The organism is Cupriavidus sp. MPR-AND1C (assembly GCF_058809705.1).
Genome location: NZ_JBXASU010000007.1, coordinates 84314 through 103882, shown reverse-complemented (window position 1 = coordinate 103882; position 19569 = coordinate 84314). Strand labels below are relative to the sequence as shown.

The 19569-nt window shown below is 56.9% G+C and carries 18 protein-coding genes and 3 pseudogenes; 12 read left to right on the top strand and 9 right to left on the bottom strand.

The window, feature by feature from the left end; all coding sequences use genetic code 11:
- Window positions 1-5: 5 nt before the first annotated feature.
- Window positions 6-1274 (bottom strand): site-specific integrase, encoded by a 1269-nt coding sequence (locus AC1RWI_RS06805; protein ID WP_043355229.1) that lies wholly within the window; start codon window positions 1272-1274, stop codon window positions 6-8.
- A gap of 1522 nt (window positions 1275-2796) precedes the next feature.
- On the opposite strand from AC1RWI_RS06805, the gene AC1RWI_RS06800 reads away from it, so the two are divergent.
- Window positions 2797-3309 carry a hypothetical protein gene (locus AC1RWI_RS06800; protein ID WP_043355233.1) on the top strand — a complete coding sequence of 171 codons (513 nt, stop codon included), beginning with the start codon at window positions 2797-2799 and terminating at the stop codon, window positions 3307-3309.
- 381 nt (window positions 3310-3690) lie between these two features.
- Here the strand turns inward: AC1RWI_RS06800 and AC1RWI_RS06795 are convergent, their stop codons facing one another.
- The 5 genes from AC1RWI_RS06795 to AC1RWI_RS06775 are packed head-to-tail and all read right to left on the bottom strand — an operon-like array spanning window position 3691 to window position 7188.
- Window positions 3691-3885 carry an HNH endonuclease signature motif containing protein gene (locus AC1RWI_RS06795; protein ID WP_233474040.1) on the bottom strand — a complete coding sequence of 65 codons (195 nt, stop codon included), beginning with the start codon at window positions 3883-3885 and terminating at the stop codon, window positions 3691-3693.
- A 47-nt stretch (window positions 3886-3932) separates the two neighbouring features.
- Entirely contained in the window at window positions 3933-4289 is a 357-nt protein-coding gene (locus tag AC1RWI_RS06790) for a RidA family protein (RefSeq protein ID WP_043355234.1), read from the bottom strand.
- 10 nt (window positions 4290-4299) lie between these two features.
- Entirely contained in the window at window positions 4300-5694 is a 1395-nt protein-coding gene (locus tag AC1RWI_RS06785) for an FAD/NAD(P)-dependent oxidoreductase (protein ID WP_043355236.1), read from the bottom strand.
- A 5-nt stretch (window positions 5695-5699) separates the two neighbouring features.
- On the bottom strand, window positions 5700-6053 hold the full coding sequence (locus AC1RWI_RS06780) for a (2Fe-2S)-binding protein (RefSeq protein ID WP_082055307.1): 354 nt from the start codon (window positions 6051-6053) through the stop codon (window positions 5700-5702).
- Window positions 6043-7188 carry an NAD(P)/FAD-dependent oxidoreductase gene (locus AC1RWI_RS06775; protein ID WP_043355238.1) on the bottom strand — a complete coding sequence of 382 codons (1146 nt, stop codon included), beginning with the start codon at window positions 7186-7188 and terminating at the stop codon, window positions 6043-6045. Before AC1RWI_RS06775 ends, AC1RWI_RS06780 begins: the two co-directional genes overlap by 11 nt.
- A 299-nt stretch (window positions 7189-7487) precedes the next feature.
- Between AC1RWI_RS06775 and AC1RWI_RS06770 the strand changes: the two genes are divergently transcribed.
- Both AC1RWI_RS06770 and AC1RWI_RS06765 read left to right on the top strand, forming a co-directional pair.
- On the top strand, window positions 7488-8390 hold the full coding sequence (locus AC1RWI_RS06770) for a LysR substrate-binding domain-containing protein (RefSeq protein ID WP_043355240.1): 903 nt from the start codon (window positions 7488-7490) through the stop codon (window positions 8388-8390).
- Between the two features lie 567 nt (window positions 8391-8957).
- A pseudogene (locus AC1RWI_RS06765) lies at window positions 8958-9158 on the top strand (transporter substrate-binding domain-containing protein); the annotation flags it as partial.
- A 93-nt stretch (window positions 9159-9251) separates the two neighbouring features.
- Here AC1RWI_RS06765 and istB read toward each other — a convergent pair.
- The gene (istB, locus tag AC1RWI_RS06760) at window positions 9252-10019 is read right to left on the bottom strand and encodes an IS21-like element helper ATPase IstB (RefSeq protein WP_035927402.1); all 768 of its coding nucleotides are present in this window, start codon (window positions 10017-10019) and stop codon (window positions 9252-9254) included.
- 12 nt (window positions 10020-10031) lie between these two features.
- Window positions 10032-11555: an IS21 family transposase gene (gene istA, locus AC1RWI_RS06755; RefSeq protein WP_043355244.1), complete on the bottom strand. Its 1524-nt coding sequence runs from the start codon at window positions 11553-11555 to the stop codon at window positions 10032-10034.
- Window positions 11556-11740: 185 nt separating this feature from the next.
- On the opposite strand from istA, the gene AC1RWI_RS06750 reads away from it, so the two are divergent.
- From AC1RWI_RS06750 to AC1RWI_RS06725, 6 genes and pseudogenes are all read left to right on the top strand, one after another.
- Entirely contained in the window at window positions 11741-12298 is a 558-nt protein-coding gene (locus AC1RWI_RS06750) for a transporter substrate-binding domain-containing protein (RefSeq protein WP_233474030.1), read from the top strand.
- A 276-nt stretch (window positions 12299-12574) separates the two neighbouring features.
- Window positions 12575-13264 carry an ABC transporter permease gene (locus tag AC1RWI_RS06745; RefSeq protein ID WP_043355246.1) on the top strand — a complete coding sequence of 230 codons (690 nt, stop codon included), beginning with the start codon at window positions 12575-12577 and terminating at the stop codon, window positions 13262-13264.
- 3 nt (window positions 13265-13267) lie between these two features.
- Window positions 13268-13981, top strand: a complete 714-nt coding sequence (locus AC1RWI_RS06740) for an ABC transporter permease (RefSeq protein ID WP_043355248.1) — start codon at window positions 13268-13270, stop codon at window positions 13979-13981.
- Between the two features lie 59 nt (window positions 13982-14040).
- Window positions 14041-14835: an ABC transporter ATP-binding protein gene (locus AC1RWI_RS06735; RefSeq protein ID WP_043355249.1), complete on the top strand. Its 795-nt coding sequence runs from the start codon at window positions 14041-14043 to the stop codon at window positions 14833-14835.
- A 170-nt stretch (window positions 14836-15005) separates the two neighbouring features.
- Window positions 15006-15425 (top strand): Lrp/AsnC family transcriptional regulator, encoded by a 420-nt coding sequence (locus AC1RWI_RS06730; RefSeq protein ID WP_043355251.1) that lies wholly within the window; start codon window positions 15006-15008, stop codon window positions 15423-15425.
- A 28-nt stretch (window positions 15426-15453) separates the two neighbouring features.
- Window positions 15454-15597 (top strand): annotated as a pseudogene (locus AC1RWI_RS06725) (porin); the annotation flags it as partial.
- A 291-nt stretch (window positions 15598-15888) separates the two neighbouring features.
- Here AC1RWI_RS06725 and ocd read toward each other — a convergent pair.
- Window positions 15889-16950: an ornithine cyclodeaminase gene (ocd, locus tag AC1RWI_RS06720; protein ID WP_043355252.1), complete on the bottom strand. Its 1062-nt coding sequence runs from the start codon at window positions 16948-16950 to the stop codon at window positions 15889-15891.
- Window positions 16951-17066: 116 nt separating this feature from the next.
- On the opposite strand from ocd, the pseudogene glcF reads away from it, so the two are divergent.
- The 3 genes and pseudogenes from glcF to AC1RWI_RS06705 all read left to right on the top strand — a co-directional run.
- A pseudogene (glcF, locus tag AC1RWI_RS06715) lies at window positions 17067-17201 on the top strand (glycolate oxidase subunit GlcF); the annotation flags it as partial.
- Between the two features lie 609 nt (window positions 17202-17810).
- A complete protein-coding gene (locus AC1RWI_RS06710; protein ID WP_043355268.1) occupies window positions 17811-19046 on the top strand; it encodes an aconitase X in 1236 nt (411 codons plus the stop codon).
- Window positions 19043-19534, top strand: a complete 492-nt coding sequence (locus AC1RWI_RS06705) for an aconitase X swivel domain-containing protein (protein WP_052495060.1) — start codon at window positions 19043-19045, stop codon at window positions 19532-19534. Before AC1RWI_RS06710 ends, AC1RWI_RS06705 begins: the two co-directional genes overlap by 4 nt.
- Window positions 19535-19569: the final 35 nt, after the last annotated feature.

Genomic DNA, 19569 nt, shown 5'->3' with positions numbered 1-19569 from the left:
GGCCGTTACGCTTGAACGTGGTTCCAATTCCTACGTCGGATTCCGGTAAATGCTGCGCTGAATGCAGCTGAGACCTCCTGTTTCACCCGGGTTTTCTCGCGGAACTTCACGTATCGAAGGCTTGTCTGCTCGTGCTTATGAAGCATGGCATCTCGAAGGACACCAACTGCTTCAGTCGTGCTTGCGCCGCTCTTGAGCAGGATGTCAAGAAACCATGTGCCAAACGTTGCCCGCGACTGATGAAATTTAAATTGCTCCATGAAGCGCATTTCGGCCATGACCGCACGTGCTCTCATATCAAGGACGAGTCGGTCTACGGTTGCGACGGTGTATGGCCGACCGCTCCGCGTCAGGAAAAGTAAATTCTTATGCTTCGGAAGCGCCCTTGTTTCCCTCATCAAACGCTTCGTCGACGTCGCATACCGCTTCAGGTCATCCAAAACCACTTTGGGCACCCAGAGATTGCCTGAGACCGAGCCCTTCGTTGCTATCCCTGTCCCCGGCCCAACGGCAAGCAGGAATACGCCAGGCATGAACGGGTCTTCTCGCGCAATTTCAAGCCCAGTAACGGTCAAAGTGACGTTCGTACCGACTCGTGCACCGGTGAAGAACCCGTGGCAAAGCATTAGATGCAGCTCCTCAGTTTCATGCTCTGCGGTGTACCTGAGCAGCCGATTCATGTCCTCGGAAAGAAGGGGTAAAAGACCGTCCTCGAGTTGGTCGCCCACTACTCTGCGATAGGGAATTGACAGGTCGCTACTCATCCTAAGCACGGCTCGCCTGAAACCACACGAATCAGCAATCGGAATAGCGATGTGGCGGTCATGCCACATTGGGACAGTATTGCCGACAAGATTGTGCAAGTTTGCGAATCGATAGAAGCGGATAACTGCATTCATGCAATTCGATACCGTACTACCCCGTAGCCTGCCGGCTTTGCGCTCATCGACCAGATGTTTTCTGAATATTCGGAGTACCTGTTCTGCCTGGCGTACAGGGAAGTGCCGCCAATCAAGTCCCTTGCTCTCAAGCCAGTTCGCGTATCGATACAGGTGTTTCATTTCGCGCCTGACGGTTTCTGCGTCGACCGCAGACGAGGCTGTCCTTTCCGTGCTCCAGGCGTTTGCCTCATCCCAAGGACTGTGGTCTGCCCAAAAGATTTGTGGTAGCCGCTCAACAGGCTTCTTATCAGGCGACTTCGTCCAGACCAGCCGACCACACTCGTCAAGCGTCGCCTCCTGAAATTCGTGTTGGATGCAATCAAGCCACGCCATGGTTGACTCCTTCGACGTAGGCGATGGGTCGTCCGCTACAACCGGTCGGTGCGCATGTAGATGAAGCCGGAGCGCTCCAACAGAGAGAATCCGATGGAATCAGTGCAAATCCACAAGCGTCAAAAGGAATGATGGATGAATGTTGGATTGAATCGGGGCAGTCGTGCGGGAATGTCAGCAACGAGCCGTGCGAGCGTGCGCTGCTTGAGCAGCGACAAGGATACGACGGAACCTCACTTATGAAGTATTGTTCTGAGAAGAACCGTTCGAATCTTGTCCTCTTGGGGAAATCCAACTCCATGACTTCACGCTGCATCGCATTCTCTCCGACGTACCCCTCTCATAAATAGCCAGACCGGGCTTACTTTATAACGGGCAGTCACGTCTTCGGATGCGAGAACAACCTATGGACATTGCGTCCTGTCACCAATCTAGCAAAAGCTCTGTCCTTATTCAAGGGTATGGTCGACTCAGTTCAGACCGTATCTTTATCACTCTGACGACTCCGGAGTGATGTTGGACATATCCAACGTGAAGCAACTCTTCCCGCGTCATCGACAAGGATTTCATTCACGAAGGTCAATTCAGCATTTGATGCTATAGGACTTGCAACTCGCCTCCGATGCACGAATTTCCATCAACGGTACTATCTACCTGACCAATACAATTTTATATTCGTTATCCTTATGATAATTGCTATACCATGAAATTTACATTCTTTATCCGATAGATATATATTCACGCTATACGTACCATCACCCACAATTTCAATCGATGTATAACATAAAATAATTAGGACAATTTACGTGCCAGAATTGACTTCACCGACTCGTTTGTGAGGTACTTTCTGCTCCCGAATTTTCTTTGATTTCTCTGCGCTAACCAGCTAAGCTAACTTTGAAGTTTATGCTGACTATGTCGAGGAGTATTGGGCTATGTGGCCTCCTAGGCATAAGCGTGCGTCATATTGAATTGAGGAGCTAGCGATGGGGATGATTCGGGAGAGACGGCAACAAGCGCTTGCTGCGCTACTTGAGCATACCAATCCTTGGATGACCGCGCGGTACTTCGCGCTGCTCAGTCATTGCATCCGGTTGGAGGACCTCAAAGATGCATATCTTGCTCCGTTTCCCAAAGGGGGAGATGCGGACACGCAACGACCCTCGGTGACACTGCGAACCGTGAAAACGGGCAATTGTATGACAAAGACTGACGTGCCATTCAGGGCACACGAATGCACCTCCTGCAGGATGCAAATCGTGAGCTCGAGTATTCCGCACGAATCCAAGGACGAACCACAGACGCATAGGTTGCTGCGCACTTGGCACGACCTCGAACGAACCGACGCCTTGGCCGCACTCTTTAGCGCCCTAGACGAGCAACTGAAGTATTGAGCGATGCCCGCTCTCGTTGGGGCTTTATGGCCCACCCAGTCTTTAATGGCAGTTCTAAAGTGAGTTGGGCTTCGTCGTCAGAAGCCATGTCGCACGGCTAGTGATATGCACTTCTTAGGAGAGTCTCGATGTATGAAAGCAAGGATGAGATAGTCTTCGCCCCATCTATCGATTGGTTTAAGGGGAAGGCAAAGAAGTTGAGGAAACGCATCGGTCAAGATTTGGTCACACATACGTTTTGTCTGGACCTTCTAGCCAAAATTTATGGATTCTTCAACTGGAAGGATTTCTGCGCCTTCAAACTGAGCGACGATGAATACGAGACGTTCTGGGATGCAGAGCTCGATGCCAAGACACTCGACGAACGACGGTATCTCCAGTCGTCGTCACTGATGATGGCGTTAGGGATGTCCGAGGTCGAAGCGCTTCGGGTGCTGGACGACGTCGGCGTTTCGCGAAAGCCTGAAAAGGCAAGAACCAAGTTGCAGACTGCTCCGGAAATCGCAACAAATCTGTACGTGGAGGAGCAACCCAAACTGAACCAAGGCGCGGAAATAAATAGGGAGTTGGCCCGGCAACCTCTCGTCAGCTACAAGAAGCGTCATCTGATTTCGTGTTCGCTCCCGTCTGCTTCGTCTTGACCGGCCCAATCCGAATCCCGCCGACTTGACAGCTCAGTACGCCATCCTCGAGAGCATGCTACGTCCGTACGTTCGACCGCAATCGCCAACTGGCCAGACAACACCGCTGAGCATCGGCGTGTGCGCTTGCTTGATTCAAAGAGGCTGTGCGCGGGAATTACAACACTGGAGGCTAGGCGGGATTTCGACATCATCGCCCCTTAGGCGCGAGTCGTCGAACTCCGCAACGACGGTTATTGCATCGTCACCTCCCTCCGTCAGAGTGTGGCCGCCTCCACAATGTCGGGCTGTGCATCAACATAGGCGCGAGAGTGAAGCCCATACGCGAGTCGAGCAGTTCCCAGTTGGTGCTTGCTCTCTGGCACTGATGTACGTTAAGCATCAACTGGTTGTGCAGTTGATGCCGAAGTGCCGTTCGCGATGACAGTTCGGACATAAGGCCATCACATTCTCGATGCTGTCGTCGCCGCCGTCCGCCAACCGTTGGCGATGATGCACCTCGAGGTACGGCCTTCCGTCTGCGCGCTGAAACGGTGCCGCCTGCCCACATCCCTCGCAAGCGCCCTCAGCCCTCAGCAGGACTTCCGCGATGACGTCCGGATTCCGCCTGAATGCACATCGCCTTATTTCGCCGCGACGACCGCAATCTCGACTCGCAACAAGGGGCCGGCGAGTTTCGCTTCAACAGTCGCACGTGCCGGGCCGCAATCCTTCTCAACCCACGCGTCCCAGACTTCGTTCATCGCGTCGAAGTCTGCGTCGATGTCGGAGAGCCAGATTTGGGCAGAAAGGATTCGCGACTTGTCCGTGCCGACCATCTCGAGATACTTGTCGATTTTTGCGAGCGCACCTCGGGTCTGGGTTCGAATGTCCGAATCGTCGTTATCGGAGGTTTGACCACCCACGAACACCAAGTTGCCGAACTCCACCGCTCGGCTCATCCGGGCATTGGTCACGTGCCGCTTAATTTCAGTCTGCATCTGTGTTTCCTCAATCGACGTTATGGAAGATACCGGCCAACTGGCCCAGTGTGATTGGCTTGATTGGAGGTCGAATGCGGTAATAGCCGACTTCTGCGGGAGAGACCTTTCGCTCGTCCGCGATGACCTCTGCGACCGTTAGCCCGCACATGCGTCCTTGGCAGGGGCCCATCCCACAACGATTGAACGCTTTAATCTGGTTTGGCCCCACGCATCCAAGAGCGACGGAACGTCGGATTTCTCCAGCCGTCACCTCTTCGCATCGACACACCAATACGCCGTCGTCCGTCGGCACCCGAGTCGCGTCGCTCGGTCGATAGAGCGAGTCGAGGAACGGCCGGATGGAAAGCTGCTGCGAAAGGCGCGCGCGCAACTTTGCAGCAAGCCGCGAGAACTCGGTGTCGCGAATCTTTCCGTGGCGCCGCGCAATCTCGAGGCCGCAAATCTCTCCCTGGGTCGCCGCAGCTTTGGCGCCGGCAATGCCACCGCCATCCCCGACGACGAAGAACTCGGGGACGTCGAGCTCGAAAACATCGCTCCGTTTGGGGACCCAGCAAAGCTGTACATCGTCCCAGCGATGCTCCGCTCGAATCGACCAGGAAGCCTGGGTGTTCGGAACGACGCCCTGATGCAGAAGAATCAAGCTTGCATCAACCCGATGGCTCTGATTGTTTGCGGTGAACGAGAGCGCCTCTGCGACGGATGCTCCATCGACACGAAGGTCTTTTGCACCGTGATACACCGGCACGCGAGCCTGGCGCAGCACGCGCAGCAAGCCAACGCCCTTCGCAAGGTCTCTCCAACCAAACAACGCACCTACTACGTGCTTCGCTGCTCGGCGCTTGTCGGAGAGAGTCGTTGTTTCGACGAGCGCCTTGATGGGCGCCTTTGCCCGAAGGTACTGCGAAGCCAGCAGATACAGAAGCGGCCCGCAACCTGCCAATACGACCGGCTGCCGAGGAACCGTCCCGGAGGCTTTCAACAGAATTTGAGCAGCACCTGCGGTCATTACGCCGGGCAACGACCACCCGGGAATCGGGAAGGGGCGCTCCATCGCGCCGGTCGCGACGACAATCTGCTTGCCCGTCACCGATTTCGTCTGTTCCTTCTGCAGGTATTCGACGGTTCTGTCCGCATTGACTTGCCACACCTGTGCACCACGCTCATGGCGCACATTGCTCGATTCAAATGCGAACGCGATGTCCTTCCCAGCCGCGTAGTCCGGACCGAGCAGCGTCAGTCGTTTATCGTCGGTGCGAGTAATCGAACGATAAATCTGACCGCCGACCGCCTCTTGTTCGTCCAAGAGCACGACGCTCAATCCCGCCTGCGCTGCAGCCGTAGCGGTAGTCATACCTGCCGGGCCGGCTCCGATTACGACTACATCAAATGATTCTGGCGTCACAAACGCTACTCCTGGCGCAGTTGGGCTGCTGGTGCATCGTCATCGACTCCCTGACGAACCTGGCGTGCACCTTGTTGAGAACGAACGACCATCCCTTCCTGAACGGGCTCGAGGCAGCTCTGGGTATTTGGCATTCCGTCGACTTCAACAAGACACTCGAAGCAAACGCCCATCATGCAAAACGGCGCTCGTGGGGCGGCCGTCACCGGCGTGCTGCGAAAGCGCCGAACGCCGGTCAGCAGTAGCGCGGCGGCGAGGTTGGACCCGGCCGGTACCTGATAGTCGATGCCGTCGAACGATATGCGTACCGTCGGACCCTGCGAAGTCGGTAGTTGCTCAAACAGTGAATCAGTCGACATGGGCAAAAGCTTCATAAGGTTTCAGAAAGCGGTCCGCGGAGAAGGCCTGGAAATCGGGAGGTATCGCACCGCCCGTGAGCCAGCTGCCAAGGCGCAGGGAGTGCGCAGCCGCCAATGTGACCCCGCTGTGGCAACTGACGTTGAACGCGCCAGGATGCGCTTCAGACTCTTGATAGATTGGGAAGCCGTCTGGTGTCATCACACGAAGTGCGCCCCAGGCGCGTACGAGCCGAACGTCACGTAGCAGCGGGAAAGCCCGCACGCCGCGAGCAGCAATTTCGGAGATGACGTTGGTCGTCACGCCGTTGTTGAAGCCCACGTCTTCCAACGAGTCACCCAACTGAACCGTTCCTTCATTCGTTTGCCGGACGGTCACCGTCGGATGATGAAGGAACGGCGCGACGCGCTCGCTTATCAAGACCTGGCCGCGTATGGGGACGACGGGGGCGTTAAGCCCAACCATCGGCGCGAGGTTTTTGTTTCCTAAGCCGGCCGCCAGGATGACGCGCGCCGTCGTCCATCGACCACGTTTTCCATGCACGACGAATCCACCGGCCTGCGGCTCGATGCGTTGCACGCGCTCAGAGTTGACCAAATCCCCGTTACGATTGGCAAACCCTCGGCGCAAGGCAAGCAGAAGCTTGAGAGGATTGACATGGCCGTCCATCGGCGAATAGGTCGCTCCGGCGACAGACTTTCCAACACCCGGAAGCCGCGCAGCAAGTTCAGCCGGCTGCAAGACTTCGAAGGGATAGTCGCCATCTGACTCGTCAGCAATCTGCGAAAGCTGGCTTGCGCGCTCCTCGAGCTCTTCGTCGGAGAAGCACAAATCGAAGCCTCCCTGCTGAAGTAGTTGTGTGTCCACTTCAGTCTCTGCGAGCAACGTAGCGGCAAAAGACGGCCAGAGCGCTGCGGATGCGCGTGTCCATGAGGTGTAGCTAGGCCTTCCGACGCCTTTACCTTGGACCCAAACCAAGCCGAAGTTGCCAACGGAGGCGCCGAAGGCATCATCCCCTTCATCGATTACAAGGACTTTTGCGCCTTCTCGCGCAATTCCGAAAGCAACGGCAGACCCAACCAGCCCACCACCGATGACGACTGTGTCGTAGAACTTTGATATTTCACGTGTTGTCATTACCGCATTCTCAGAGTGCAGGCCGCATTACTTCAGCCCGCCACTAACCTATCTACCATGGCGTGGAGAGTTCGCCGGGCCCCGGTGGATTTGTGCGCTTGCGCATGCATGCAAAGGGCAAGCCCACCAGCCACAATCCAACTGCAGTTATCGGGGATTGGCGGACTTGGCCTCAGAACCAATCAGTACCGGCAACTGCCGCCGAGAGTTGTTCTGTGTTGCTACGAATCTTGAGCCGACACGTTTATGCGGTCAAATGCGAATACAATCGGTGTCTATGCCAAAATGAGATAGGTGAGATGAAACTGCGCCAGATTGAAGCTTTCCGTGCGGTGATGCAGGCAGGGTCGACCACTGGGGCCGCCCAAGAGTTGCACACATCTCAATCGAACGTCAGTCGCCTCATAAGTCAGCTCGAAATCGACACTCGGCTGGTCCTGTTTGAGCGCACGGGCGGACGCCTCATCCCGAAGCCCGAGGCGAAGGCGTTGTTCAAAGAAGTAGAGCGAGCCTTCGTCGGCCTGAAAAGCCTCACCTATGCTGCAGACACCATCCGCAACCTTGGCAGCGGCCGGCTGCGCATCGCGTCAATCCCAGGAATCGGACTCAGCTTCCTGCCACGCGTGGTTCAGCGATTCAAGCAGTCTCGACCCGATGTCACGGTCTCGATTCATACGAACACCTCTAATACGGTTGAGCAGTGGGTGTCTTCACAGTTCTGCGACATCGGCATCGTCGCTTTCGTCTCCGCCGCCGCGACATGCCAGGTTGAAGCGCTCCCCGACTCTGAGGTCGTTTGTATTCTGCCGAAGAACCATCGACTCGCCGGGAAAGCCAAAATAAAGGCGACAGACCTGCAGGGAGAGGAATACATCTCACTGGTGCATGGCGACGGCTCGAGAGAAGAGACCGACCGGCTGTTTGAACGGGAGGGCGTCTCACGCAACATGTCGCTCGAAGCACAATACAGTGCCAGCTGCTGCGAAATGGTCAAGGTAGGGCTGGGCGTGACGTTAGCCCATCCGTTGGTAGCCTCGGATTTCGTGGGGCAAGGAGTCAAAATCCTGCCTTTCTCCCCATCCGTCCACTATCCCAATTTCCTCTTATATCCGCCCCATAGCTCAATGTCGCAGCTGGCTGAACAGTTCGTCGGACTGTTGCGGGACCAGTTCGAGCGAGAAATCGCCGGGTGGCAGAAGTAGCTCTTCCTATCGGCACGCGGCGCTACCGCACACTGCTACCTCTTCGCACAGCTAGTCGAATAGCGCGTGCTATTACGTCCGACATAGCAGACGCTGTATCGGTGGATTCTGGCGTCTCGGGACTGGCTGCGGGGCAGCTCGCTCTGGCAAGCACTGTCGCCAGGCACGGCTCGACGCGCGCCGCGGTGCTGTCGATTACCAATCAATCGCAACCCACCTGCATCTACGCTGCAGACACTCGCCTCATTGGTGCGTGCAATCGCCGCCAAGCTGTCTGTTCTTCCGCTCGCTCGTCTGCCGGTCGACCCTATCTCATTTTTGCATAACCTGTCGATTTATTCGCATTGGACGCGATTGACTTGACCCACGCATCATTCGCCTAAGCGTTGACAACCAACACGCCCTGTGAAGTCGGCGGGGCGCCGACGGATGTCTAGCGCCAACGGAGGCTGCGTACGAAGCGCGACAAACGTCGCTCCTAATCAGTCAATAACAGGCAACAGGCGAACGTTCGATTTACGGACGCTCCTGCCAGTCGCAAACAGGAGTTTTGCAATGAAGTTGAAGATGATTATTGCCGCGTTGTGCGTTGCCTGCGTGCCGTTGGCAGCGGCAGCAGATACCGTCAAGCAAATCCGCTTTGGTGTCGATAGTTCGTACCCTCCGTTCGAATCCAAGACGCCGAGCGGCGAATTGGAGGGATTCGACATCGACCTTGGGAATGCAATCTGTGCCAAGCTCAACGCGAAATGCGTGTGGGTCGAGAACTTGCGTATTTCGGCGAACGTGACCGCCGATTTCGGGAACGTGACCGATTCGGCGGGGTTGGGCGTTGCGCGGTGTTGATTGTAGATTTTCTTGTTAGTTCTGGTCGAGTTCGGGCTCCAGGACGCTGGGTTTTGGGGATGCCTTTCTGAGGGATTCACCGGTGAGCGTGATCCGGTGATGACGCTGCATGAGACGGTCGAGCATTGCGTCGGCGATGGTCTCGTCGCCGATCCATCCATGCCAGTGCTCAATCGGTAACTGGCTGGTGATGATGGTCGCCTTTCCCGCCGAGCGGTCATCGATCATTTCGAGCAGATCGTTTCGGACCATCGCGTCGAGGGGAGCCATTCCCCAATCGTCCAGCAGGAGCACGTCAACGCGGGCGACCTGCAGCAGCCATTTTGTGAAGCCGCCATTGCCGTGCAGAACGCGAAGCTCCTCGCCAAGTCGCGGCACGCGCAGATACAAGGCCGAATGCCCGCGCCGGCAAGCGTATTGGGCCAGGGCGCAAGCGAGCCACGATTTCCCAGCGCCGGTTGGACCGCTGATGAGCAGGCTGTAGCCGGCTTCGACCCAGTCACCGAGCGCGAGACTCGTGAGTGAGCGCGGATCGACGCCACGACCAGCGCGCGTGTCGAGATCTTCAATGGCGGCTTGCGGATACTTGAGGCGCGCCTGCTTGAGCAATCGGGTACGACGGCGATCATCACGCCAGCTGGCTTCCCGGTCGACCAGCAGTGACAGGCGTTCCTCGAAGCTCAGGCTGGCCGCACCGGGCTGCGTCAGTTGTTCTTCCAGGCCGTCAGCGAAACCGTCCAGCTTCAGGGTGCGCAGTTGCGTCAGTGTCTGTTGCATCATCATGGTGGGTCTTCTTTATTGGTAGTAGCTGGGGCCGCGTACATGCGCGTGGCTCGGGCTGATCCAGTCGGCAGGCGTTGCCACTGCAGCGCGGTCACGGTTGTTGATCAGGATGTCGCGCACGTGGCGGTAACGGTGCACGCCCAGCTCCAGTGCTAGCGCACAGGCGGCTTCGAGACGTTCGCGGCCATAGCGACGTGAGAGCGAGAGCAATCCGAGGCACGCCCGATAGCCGTGTTCCGGATGACGTTGCTCCTGCAGCAGCCGGGTAACAAGCACGCCGGTTGCCGCGCCGATCTGCTGTCCCCAATGAATCAGCCGCTGCGGCGTCCATTCCAGATGAGCGCGGTGCGCCGCCGGCATGTGCTCGACGACGGTGGTGTAGCCGCCTGCGCGCTCGTTGCGTGCGTGGCTGGCGACACGGCGACCGCGATGCAGCAGTTCGACAGCGCCCGCCGTGATGCGCGCATCGAGCTTGAGACCGACCAGCGCGTGCGGCACGCTGTAGCGGTGTTTGTTGATCTCGACGTGATAGTCGATGTGAACCGTCACTGTCTTGAAGCGCGCGAGCTCATAAGGCTGTGCCGGCAACGGCTGCAGTGCCGGCGCGTCCAGCTGGGCGAATGCGCTGGCGCGACATCCCGGCAGCTTCTGGAACGGCCTCTCATTCAGGTTCTTGAGCAGCGGGCGGATCGCCTCATTGACCGAGTGGACCGACTCAAACCGGTGATGACGCAGGCGCGCCATGATCCAGCGTTCGACGACCTGGACCGCAACCTCTACCTTCGGTTTGTCCTGCGGACGATATACGCGTGCAGGAAGGAATGACGTGCCGTAGTGACGTGCAAAGTCCAGCACGGTGTCGCCGGCGCGAGGTTCATAGCGATCGGGATCGGCAATCATCGCGCGCGGGTTATCCGGCACGATCAACTGCGGCACGCCGCCATAGAAGGTCAGCGCGCGACCAATGCCGCCCAGCCAGTCCTCCATCGTTTCGGCCGGCGTCGCACAGGCGAATGTGTAGCTCGATGCGCCCATGGCCGCCACGAAGATGTGCGCGCGGCGTCCAGTCGTCAGCGGCAACGTGGGGCCGGCGAAGTCGACAAACAGCTTCTCGCCGGCGCGGTGAATCTGACGCATCGAGCGCTTCAGGCGTTTCGTGAACGCCTTGTAGTGCTCGCAGAACTGCGTATAGCGGTAGGTCTGCCGGTCCGCGAACTCGGCCTGGTACTCCTCCCACAGCAACGTCAGCGTCATGCCCTTGCGACGCAGCTCCTGATGGATGCGTCCGTAGTCGGGCTGGGCGTAGCCTGCCGGCCCGGTGGGTTTGCCGAGAAGCCGCCGCTCGAGCTCGCCTTCATCCATATCGCAGGCGCTTGCCCAGTCCAACCCGGCGGCACCGGCTAGTCCGATGTACTTCGTGACCACGCCCTTGGATATGCCCAGTGATGCGGCGATCCGATCGTGCGAGAAGCCGCCGTCGAATTTAAGTCGTAAAACGTCCTTGATCATGCGCATGTTCATCCGGTGCGCGGGCATGCTCTCTCCGGCAAAAGCCGGCGAGCATAGCCCGCGTGGTTGATGTCATGCGCAACGCCAATCCTGCCTTCCGGTCCGCTCGGTCACGTTCCCGAAATGCCCGGTCACGTTGCCGAAATCGCCGGTCACCATCCCGAAACGGCCGGTCACGTTCGTCCGAAATACGCAAGAACTCCTTTGACGGCATGATTCCGGCTCTGCAGGCGCGCAAGTTCGATGCAATCAATTCCTCGATGTCGAAGAACGAGCAACGACTCAAGGTGATTGACTTCACGAGCAAGCTCTACGCGCCCATCGAGGCGCTGGTTGTCAAAAAGGGCTCTCCGCTGGTGGCTACAGCTGAGTCGCTCAAGGGCAAGCGAGTTGGTGTACTGCAGGGCAGCACTCAAGAGACCTACGCTCGTAAATATTGGGGCGGGAATGGTGTCGACATTGTGCCTTACCAAACGCAGGACCTCATCTGGCCTGACCTCATCGCAGGTCGTATCGACGCGGCCATGGCCTTTGCTCCTCAAGCAGATGCAGGCTTCCTGAAGACCCCTCCGGGCAAGGACTTCGTCTTTGCGCAAGGTCCCGCTATCAAAGACGACTCCATCTTTGGCCCGGGCGTTAGCATCGGCGTCAGAAAGGACGACACGGCGCTCCGCGACGCTATCAACGGCGCTATCGATAGCCTGAGAAAAGACGGCACATACGACAAGATTGCGAAGAAGTATTTCAACTTCAACATCTACGGTAGCTGAGTCGGGTAAGTCGATTCACAACGGGGCATCGCAGCTTCGGGGCTGGCGCATCATGCGCCGCCCCGCCAGATAGTTGTCTACAGCGCCGACCACGGGCGCAAAAGATACATACCAAATAGTGGCGAGCGCGGGTATCAGAGATGTCCTACGGTCGATGGCCTTCGCGCGCCACAAAAGCATCGAATGTGAGGTCGGGTCAGGCTGAATGCGCAAACCTGGTCGGTTCGACGCGAAGTAACGTCCTCACGCAATACAAAACTAAACACGGAGACGAGTGTGTTCCTGTATGGATTCGGCCCGCTATTACTCGCGGGCACAATTAGAACTATTGAGCTGTCTCTCTTGTCGCTTGCCACCGCAATCGTCCTCGGACTGTTGGGCGCAACCGCAAAACTCTCATTCAATCGTCCCCTTCGGGAACTTGGTAGGTGCTATACGACGCTTATCCGCTCGGTTCCGGACTTGGTCTTAATGCTGCTGCTGTTTTACAGCATCCAAATCGGAATCAATAATTTGACCGATGCGGTGGGACTGCCTCAATTTGATATCGACCCGTTCGTTGCCGGGGTTCTAACGCTTGGCTTCATTTACGGTGCTTACTTTACCGAGACGTTCCGGGGAGCATTCCTGTCAGTTCCGCGCGGTCAGCTCGAAGCCGGCGCGGCCTATGGGATGAACGGCACCCTTGTATTCAGGCGGATTTTATTTCCGCAAATGATGCGCTTCGCGATTCCTGGAATTGGGAACAACTGGCAAGTTCTCGTTAAAGCGACGGCGCTTGTCTCCATCATCGGACTGGCGGACATCGTGAAGGCGGCCCAAGACGCGGGCAAGAGTACGTTCAAAATGTTCTTCTTCATCTTGTGCGCAGCCTTCATCTACTTGGTTATTACGACCTTCTCGAACCTCGTCTTGGCTTGGCTGGCAAAGCATTACTCGTCCGGCGTACGGCACGCGGAGCTGTAATTCGTGATTGATATTCTCAACCAATTCTGGCGCGCCTTCCTTTATTGGGATGGACAGGGGTTTTCAGGCCTTGCGGTCACCCTCTGGTTGCTCGACGCGTCGCTGTTCATTGGCTTTATCCTGGCTGTCCCACTTGCGGTAGCCCGTATATCCAAGAACAAGTTTCTGAGCGTAGCGGTCTGGTGTTACACCTATGTATTCCGGGGCACTCCGCTTTACGTGCAACTCCTGCTCATCTACACCGGTCTTTACGGATTCGAGTTTGTCCGTTCGACCGAAGTGTTGAGTGCCGTTTTCAGAAGCGGCTACTACTGCTCAATCATCGCATTTGCGCTCAACACGTGCGCCTACACGACTGAGATATTTGCGGGAGCGATGCGAACGACCAATCATGGCGAAATCGAAGCGGCGCGCGCCTACGGAATGAGCTGGTTCACGATGTATCGACGAATTGTCATTCCATCGGCCTTGCGTCGTTCCTTGCCGCAGTATGGCAACGAAGTGATTCTGATGCTTCATGCTACGTCAGTCGCTTTCACCGCAACAGTGCCCGACATCCTCAAGGTCGCCCGCGACGCCAATGCTGCGACATACCAGTCCTTTCAGTCTTTCGGGATTGCTGCGTTGCTCTATCTCGCAGTTTCATTTGCGTTGGTCGCACTCTTCCGACAAGCCGAGCAACGCTGGCTGGCATATCTGGCGGTTCGGCCCCACTAAACAACCCCATTGTCCTGTCTGGTGGGCAAACGACGGACCAGCGATTTAGAAGGAACAGCATGTTAATGAAGACAACTCAGGCAATGAGCTGCAAGCTCGCAGTCCAAGACATCCACAAGAGCTTCGGCGATAACGAGGTATTGAAGGGCGTGTCGCTCACCGCAAAAAAGGGTGACGTGATTAGCATCATCGGCGCGTCCGGCTCCGGCAAGAGCACGTTTCTGCGTTGCATCAACTATCTCGAGCGCCCGAAATCGGGGCAAATCTTCCTCGATGGCGAAGAAATTCGAACGAAGAAAGACAAGACAGGCGATTTGGTAGTCGTTGAGCCCAAACAACTTCAGCGTATGCGGACGAAGCTGTCGATGGTGTTTCAGCACTTCAATCTGTGGGCTCACATGAACGTTCTCGAGAACATCATTGAAGCTCCGACACACGTGCTCGGCCTCAGCCGAAAAGAGGCAGAAGAGCGAGCCCGCGAATACCTTGAAAAAGTCGGCTTGCCTCCCCGTGTCGAGAAGCAATATCCGTCGCATCTGTCCGGCGGCCAGCAGCAGCGGGTTGCCATCGCACGTGCGTTGGCGATGAATCCCGACGTCATGCTGTTCGACGAACCTACGTCCGCTCTGGACCCGGAACTCGTCGGCGAAGTGCTAAAAGTGATGCAGAAGCTCGCCGAAGAAGGCCGGACCATGATTGTAGTTACGCATGAAATGGGATTCGCACGGAACGTGTCGAATCATGTCATGTTTCTACATCAGGGTCGTACAGAGGAGCAAGGCCCTCCCGAAGAAGTGCTCAACTCCCCTCGAAGTGAGCGGCTGCGGCAATTCCTTTCCGGAAGCCTGAAGTAACCCGAAGGCTAAGCTTGGTCTCAGAGCAAGACTGCTGGTTGTCGAAACAAATGGTGACTCTCTAACGAGCTCGATGTGATTGCCCTTCGTAGACCTTTGACAGCAGTTCTTCTCCCCTGCCGGCTACTTAGCTGAATGACGTCAAAAAAATTGAAGCCCTGCCGCGCATCATGGACGACATCGACACGAAATTGATTGCTTTATTACGCCAAGACGCGCGGCTCAGTATCGCAACGCTCGCGTCCAAGTTAGGCGTTGCCCGCGGTACCGTGACGGCAAGGCTACGCAAACTTGAGGATGAGCAAGTCATTGTTGGCTACACGCTCAAGCTGCGTCCCGAAGATGACGACACACGGATTCGTGCCTGGATGGGCGTACAGGTAGACGGAAATCGCACGCAAGAGGTCATCGCAAGCCTGCTCGGAGAGCCTGCCGCCGTTGCGCTTCACGACACCAATGGTCGGTGGGATTTGCTTGCAGAGCTACGGGCAAGCTCGCCGGCCGAACTCTCAAAAGTATTAGAGCGGATAAGGCTGACTAAAGGCATCCGCCATACGGAGACCAGCATCCTTTTGAAGACGTTCAGATAGTTATTAACACCCTCCGCGTAAGCAACATAAGTACACCAGTCCGATATTCGGTGGACTTCAATTTGGTGGCACCTATAGCTTCAGCAAAGACACGAACTTCGCAAACAACCTCCCATATGGCTATGGAGCACAGTATGCGGTCTGGAATCTCCTGCTGGCAGCCAAATTCCTATGCCCCTAATCCGACCACTTCTGGTTATGTTGGCGACATCATTCTGGCCGCAGGTTCGCCTTCAGAACCAAGCTGGCGCGCTCGTAGCGATTCGCCACAAGTTCTCAGCCCGAAGTCTTCATTCGTCCGCTGATGTTGCGAGCAGACCTTGACCCGAGCGCTTGCTCGGGTCTTTTTCTATGCTTTGCGAGCGGGCCGAGCAACTTCGTGCACAATTTGCAGCGCTCGAAGGCGTGCTTCGTACCAACCGGGAACATCACTTCGCGGCGGCACGAACGCAGTATGCCTGCTTCAGTCGACCAGCGACGGTTCCGGCGCGATGCTTGCCAGCTCCAGCGCGCCGAAAAGATTCTTCGGGTCGTTCAGAGCGGGAATCAAGGCCAAATCCCGTCCGAAGCCGTACGAGCGAGCTTTCTCATACAGGAAGGTCAATGCGGAGTAGTCTTCGAGCGCGAACCCAACCGAGTCGAAGATGGTTATCTGGCTCGCGCTATGGCGCGCCGGCACGTGGCCCGTCAGAACCCGCCAAAGCTCTGTCACAGGGAAATCTGCAGCCATCTGTTGGATGTCACCCTCGATACGAGACTGCGGCTCGTACTCGACGAAGACCTTACCCATTTCAAGGACGCCTCGATGCAGCTCCGTCTTGCCTGGGCAGTCACCGCCGACCGCATTGATATGGACGCCAGGCGTGACCATCTCCGGCGAGATGATTGTTGCATTCGTCTTGTCTGCCGTCACGGTGGTGATGATGTCCGCACCCAGTGCAGCTTCCGCTGCGCTATTACAGACCACGAGGTCCAATCCAAAGCCTTCAAGGTTCGAGAGGAGCTTGTTGGTTGCGGCCTTGTCGACATCGTAGAGTCGGATGCTCTGAATGTTCAACAAGTGCCGAAAGGCCATTGCCTGAAACTCACTTTGAGCCCCGTTGCCTATGAGAGCCATCGTGCGGCACCCGGGCCTCGCCAACGTGCGCGCGGCAAGTGAGGACATAGCTGCCGTGCGAATCGCGGTGGTCAGCGTAAGTTCGGAAAGCATGATGGGCGCACCGGTGGCAACATCTGCCAGAACGCCGAACGCCATCACTGTGGGTAGGCCGAGAGTGGTGTTTTTCGGATGGCCATTGACGTATTTGAACGCGAATTGGGTCGCATCGGCGATAGGCATTAATTCCACAACGCCGTCAGGTGAGTGGCTGGCTACGCGTGCACTTTTATCAAATTCCGACCAACGCAGAAAGTCCTGCTCAATGCGTTCAGCCACGCCTGCGATACATTGCGGGAGCCCGATGCGGTGGACCAAGCGCACGACATCATTGGGACTGAGGTGAATCAGGGGGAGCGTATTCGACATTGGTGTCTCGTGTGGTTTGAACATGAGACAGTTTTCCAGAGCGACGCGTCAGTCGATAGGCGTCAATCCGGCTCATTTCGGCAGTGTATTGAACAAAGTAGCGCGCCCCAGCGTGCAGGCTTGATACGCTGGAGAGCGGCAACCCCGAACTAATTGTGACAGCCAATATTGGGTGCCAGACTCATCTGGGTGGCGCTCATCGCACCGACGTCAGACACTGGATTGAGCTGGTGGAGGATGCACTCCCGTAGGGCTACGAGAGCCAGTTGAACGGGTGGTTTGAGGACTGAAAAACCTCGGTGCTCCGCGTTGCGGACCCGTGGCGAACATCCTGAAGAGCTCATTCATTTTCAGGTGGAGCGCTGCCTTGCCCTCGAAGGATGTGAGCACGCTAGCCGGCACACCGAACGGCGTCGCTAGTTCTGCCACAGCGCGGTGGCGCAATCAGCGCGACAGTAATGGGTGTTCTAGTGTTTGTGGCGCGCGGCGCCATTCGCCGCGCGCTTCTTCGTTGCGCCGCCCAAACTCCTCACAAACAGTATTTTTCGCCGGTTACGTGGCATCGCACGTTCGCCTTTCTGCAAGTCACACATATCTCAAACCGGTTGTTGACAGCCCAAAGACGACTGGCTATTATTCGCTCATGTTGTCTTAATACAAGTTAAGACAACCAAGGTGTCGAAGATAGACATTTCCTTACATCTCACGAGGCGATGTCATCTCGAAATGGCGGTCACGCTACGCAACTGGACTGTTTATCGCAATAGTCAGTCATCGAGCGTGACGCCTTCCCCGCGGAAGCTAACTGAATGAGCTCAACGCGTACTGCCCCACTTACGAGATAAGACTGGAGACGGCGAATGCTTCTCAACGATGAAGAAACCGCAATGCTCAACGGAGAGCGCGGAAAGGTCCTGCAAATGGCGATGCGCCATCAGGTTCAAGTCGGCGACTTCTTCGGAGCGCGCGATTTCGTACCCGTGACGCAGGCGCACGTGATGGCTGATACGGAAAGCTTGGGTCAGGCGGGTGTGATGTGGCTCGAAGGTCTCTCAGAGGCCTCCGACGGTCGCCACACTGTTTGCATCCCGACCATCACCGACCCGCGCGGCACGGATTTCAGCAAAGCCAACGACCTCGGTCAGCGTGACTGGATGGTTGAACTCGAGCGCCGCGCTATTCATGCTTTCGAACGCTTGGGCGTCAGCATGACCGACACCTGCATCAACTATCAGACGGTGCTGGCCGCAACCCGTGGCGAACATGTTGCATTTGGTGACACCGGCGTCGTCATTTATTCGAATTCGGTGAACGGCGCACGCTCGAACTTTGAAGGTGGGCCATCCGCATTGTCAGCCGGGTTGACCGGCCGTACGCCACGCTACGGCTACCATCTCGACGAGCAGCGTCAAGCGACGATGCGTTTCCGTGTTGATTTCACGCCGCGTACGCTCAACGAATGGGGTGCGCTCGGTGGCGTTATCGGTCGCCTGGCTGGTAACTACTGGCAAGTGCCGGTGATTGAAGGTATTGAGGGTGCGCCGACCTCCGACGACTTGAAGCACTTCGGCGCCGCGATGGCCAGTTTCGGTTCCATCGCACTCTTCCATCTCGTCGGTATTACGCCGGAAGCTCAGCGCATCGAAGACGTTGGCGGCGACAAGCTGCCGGTTCATCACCGTATTGACCGCGAACAAATCGATGCGCTCGCTGCAAGCTACGCAGTGACCAAATCTATCGATGTCGTCGTCTTCTCCGCACCGCAACTGAGTCTGTACGAACTCCGCTCGCTTGCGGAACTCTGCGACGGCCGCAAGTTCAAGGTCCCGCTCCTTGCAGTCACTAGCCCTCAGGTGTCGCCCGACTCGGAGCGCTTCGGCTATACGCGTCGCATCGAAAGCGCTGGAGGTACCGTGCTGTCTGGTATGTGCTTCTACCAGTCGTACGCACGTGAAATGTCTGAAGCGAAGGGCTGGAAAAAGCTTGCGACGAATAGCGCAAAGCTTGTGAACATTCTGGGTGGCTACGGATACACGCCGATGCTGGCATCGATGGAAGAGTGCGTCGCTGCTGCGGAAAAAGGAGAACTGGCATGAGCGAACTCGTATTGACGGCGCGTCACGCGCTCGGAAAGAAAGTCTCGGGAGAAGCACTGGTTGCGAAGGATGGATTTTCCGCTCGCTACGACTTGAATCGTCTCGAAGGTGTCTTCTCTCGTCCGGCACATAAGCTGGTCGGCCAGTCGTACGTTGGCCGGGTTCTGGTTTTAGACACAGCGAAAGGTGGGGTAGCGAGTGCCTGGATGCTCCACGAGATGCAATCGCGGAACATGGCACCCGTCGCAATCATCTTCAACACGGTCAACACGATTCTGGCGCAAGGCGCAGCCCTCGGGGGAATCTCAATGCTGGCTGGCTTTGACCAGGATGTGACCGAACTCATTCCACACGGCTCGCTGGTTGAAGTCGACCCGGAGACAAAAACGCTTCGCCTTCTGCGAGGGGGCTCAGGTGACACGGCCCCAGCCACGTTTGCTCACGGACAATCAGAAACATCTCCTGTCCATCTCAAGCCGCGGCACTGAGCGCGCTGCAACCCGTTGGACCGTAACGCCGCCTT

What these genes read in the sequence shown, in the direction of transcription:
- AC1RWI_RS06790 (WP_043355234.1), bottom strand. Translation starts at nt 4,289, where the DNA reads ATGCAGACTGAAATTAAGCGGCACGTGACCAATGCCCGGATGAGCCGA.
- AC1RWI_RS06805 (WP_043355229.1), bottom strand. Translation starts at nt 1,274, where the DNA reads ATGGCGTGGCTTGATTGCATCCAACACGAATTTCAGGAGGCGACGCTT.
- istB (WP_035927402.1), bottom strand. Translation starts at nt 10,019, where the DNA reads ATGATGATGCAACAGACACTGACGCAACTGCGCACCCTGAAGCTGGAC.
- AC1RWI_RS06750 (WP_233474030.1), top strand. Translation starts at nt 11,741, where the DNA reads ATGATTCCGGCTCTGCAGGCGCGCAAGTTCGATGCAATCAATTCCTCG.
- AC1RWI_RS06800 (WP_043355233.1), top strand. Translation starts at nt 2,797, where the DNA reads ATGTATGAAAGCAAGGATGAGATAGTCTTCGCCCCATCTATCGATTGG.
- istA (WP_043355244.1), bottom strand. Translation starts at nt 11,555, where the DNA reads ATGCCCGCGCACCGGATGAACATGCGCATGATCAAGGACGTTTTACGA.
- AC1RWI_RS06705 (WP_052495060.1), top strand. Translation starts at nt 19,043, where the DNA reads ATGAGCGAACTCGTATTGACGGCGCGTCACGCGCTCGGAAAGAAAGTC.
- AC1RWI_RS06730 (WP_043355251.1), top strand. Translation starts at nt 15,006, where the DNA reads ATGGACGACATCGACACGAAATTGATTGCTTTATTACGCCAAGACGCG.
- ocd (WP_043355252.1), bottom strand. Translation starts at nt 16,950, where the DNA reads ATGTCGAATACGCTCCCCCTGATTCACCTCAGTCCCAATGATGTCGTG.
- AC1RWI_RS06735 (WP_043355249.1), top strand. Translation starts at nt 14,041, where the DNA reads ATGTTAATGAAGACAACTCAGGCAATGAGCTGCAAGCTCGCAGTCCAA.
- AC1RWI_RS06770 (WP_043355240.1), top strand. Translation starts at nt 7,488, where the DNA reads ATGAAACTGCGCCAGATTGAAGCTTTCCGTGCGGTGATGCAGGCAGGG.
- AC1RWI_RS06775 (WP_043355238.1), bottom strand. Translation starts at nt 7,188, where the DNA reads ATGACAACACGTGAAATATCAAAGTTCTACGACACAGTCGTCATCGGT.
- AC1RWI_RS06780 (WP_082055307.1), bottom strand. Translation starts at nt 6,053, where the DNA reads ATGTCGACTGATTCACTGTTTGAGCAACTACCGACTTCGCAGGGTCCG.
- AC1RWI_RS06710 (WP_043355268.1), top strand. Translation starts at nt 17,811, where the DNA reads ATGCTTCTCAACGATGAAGAAACCGCAATGCTCAACGGAGAGCGCGGA.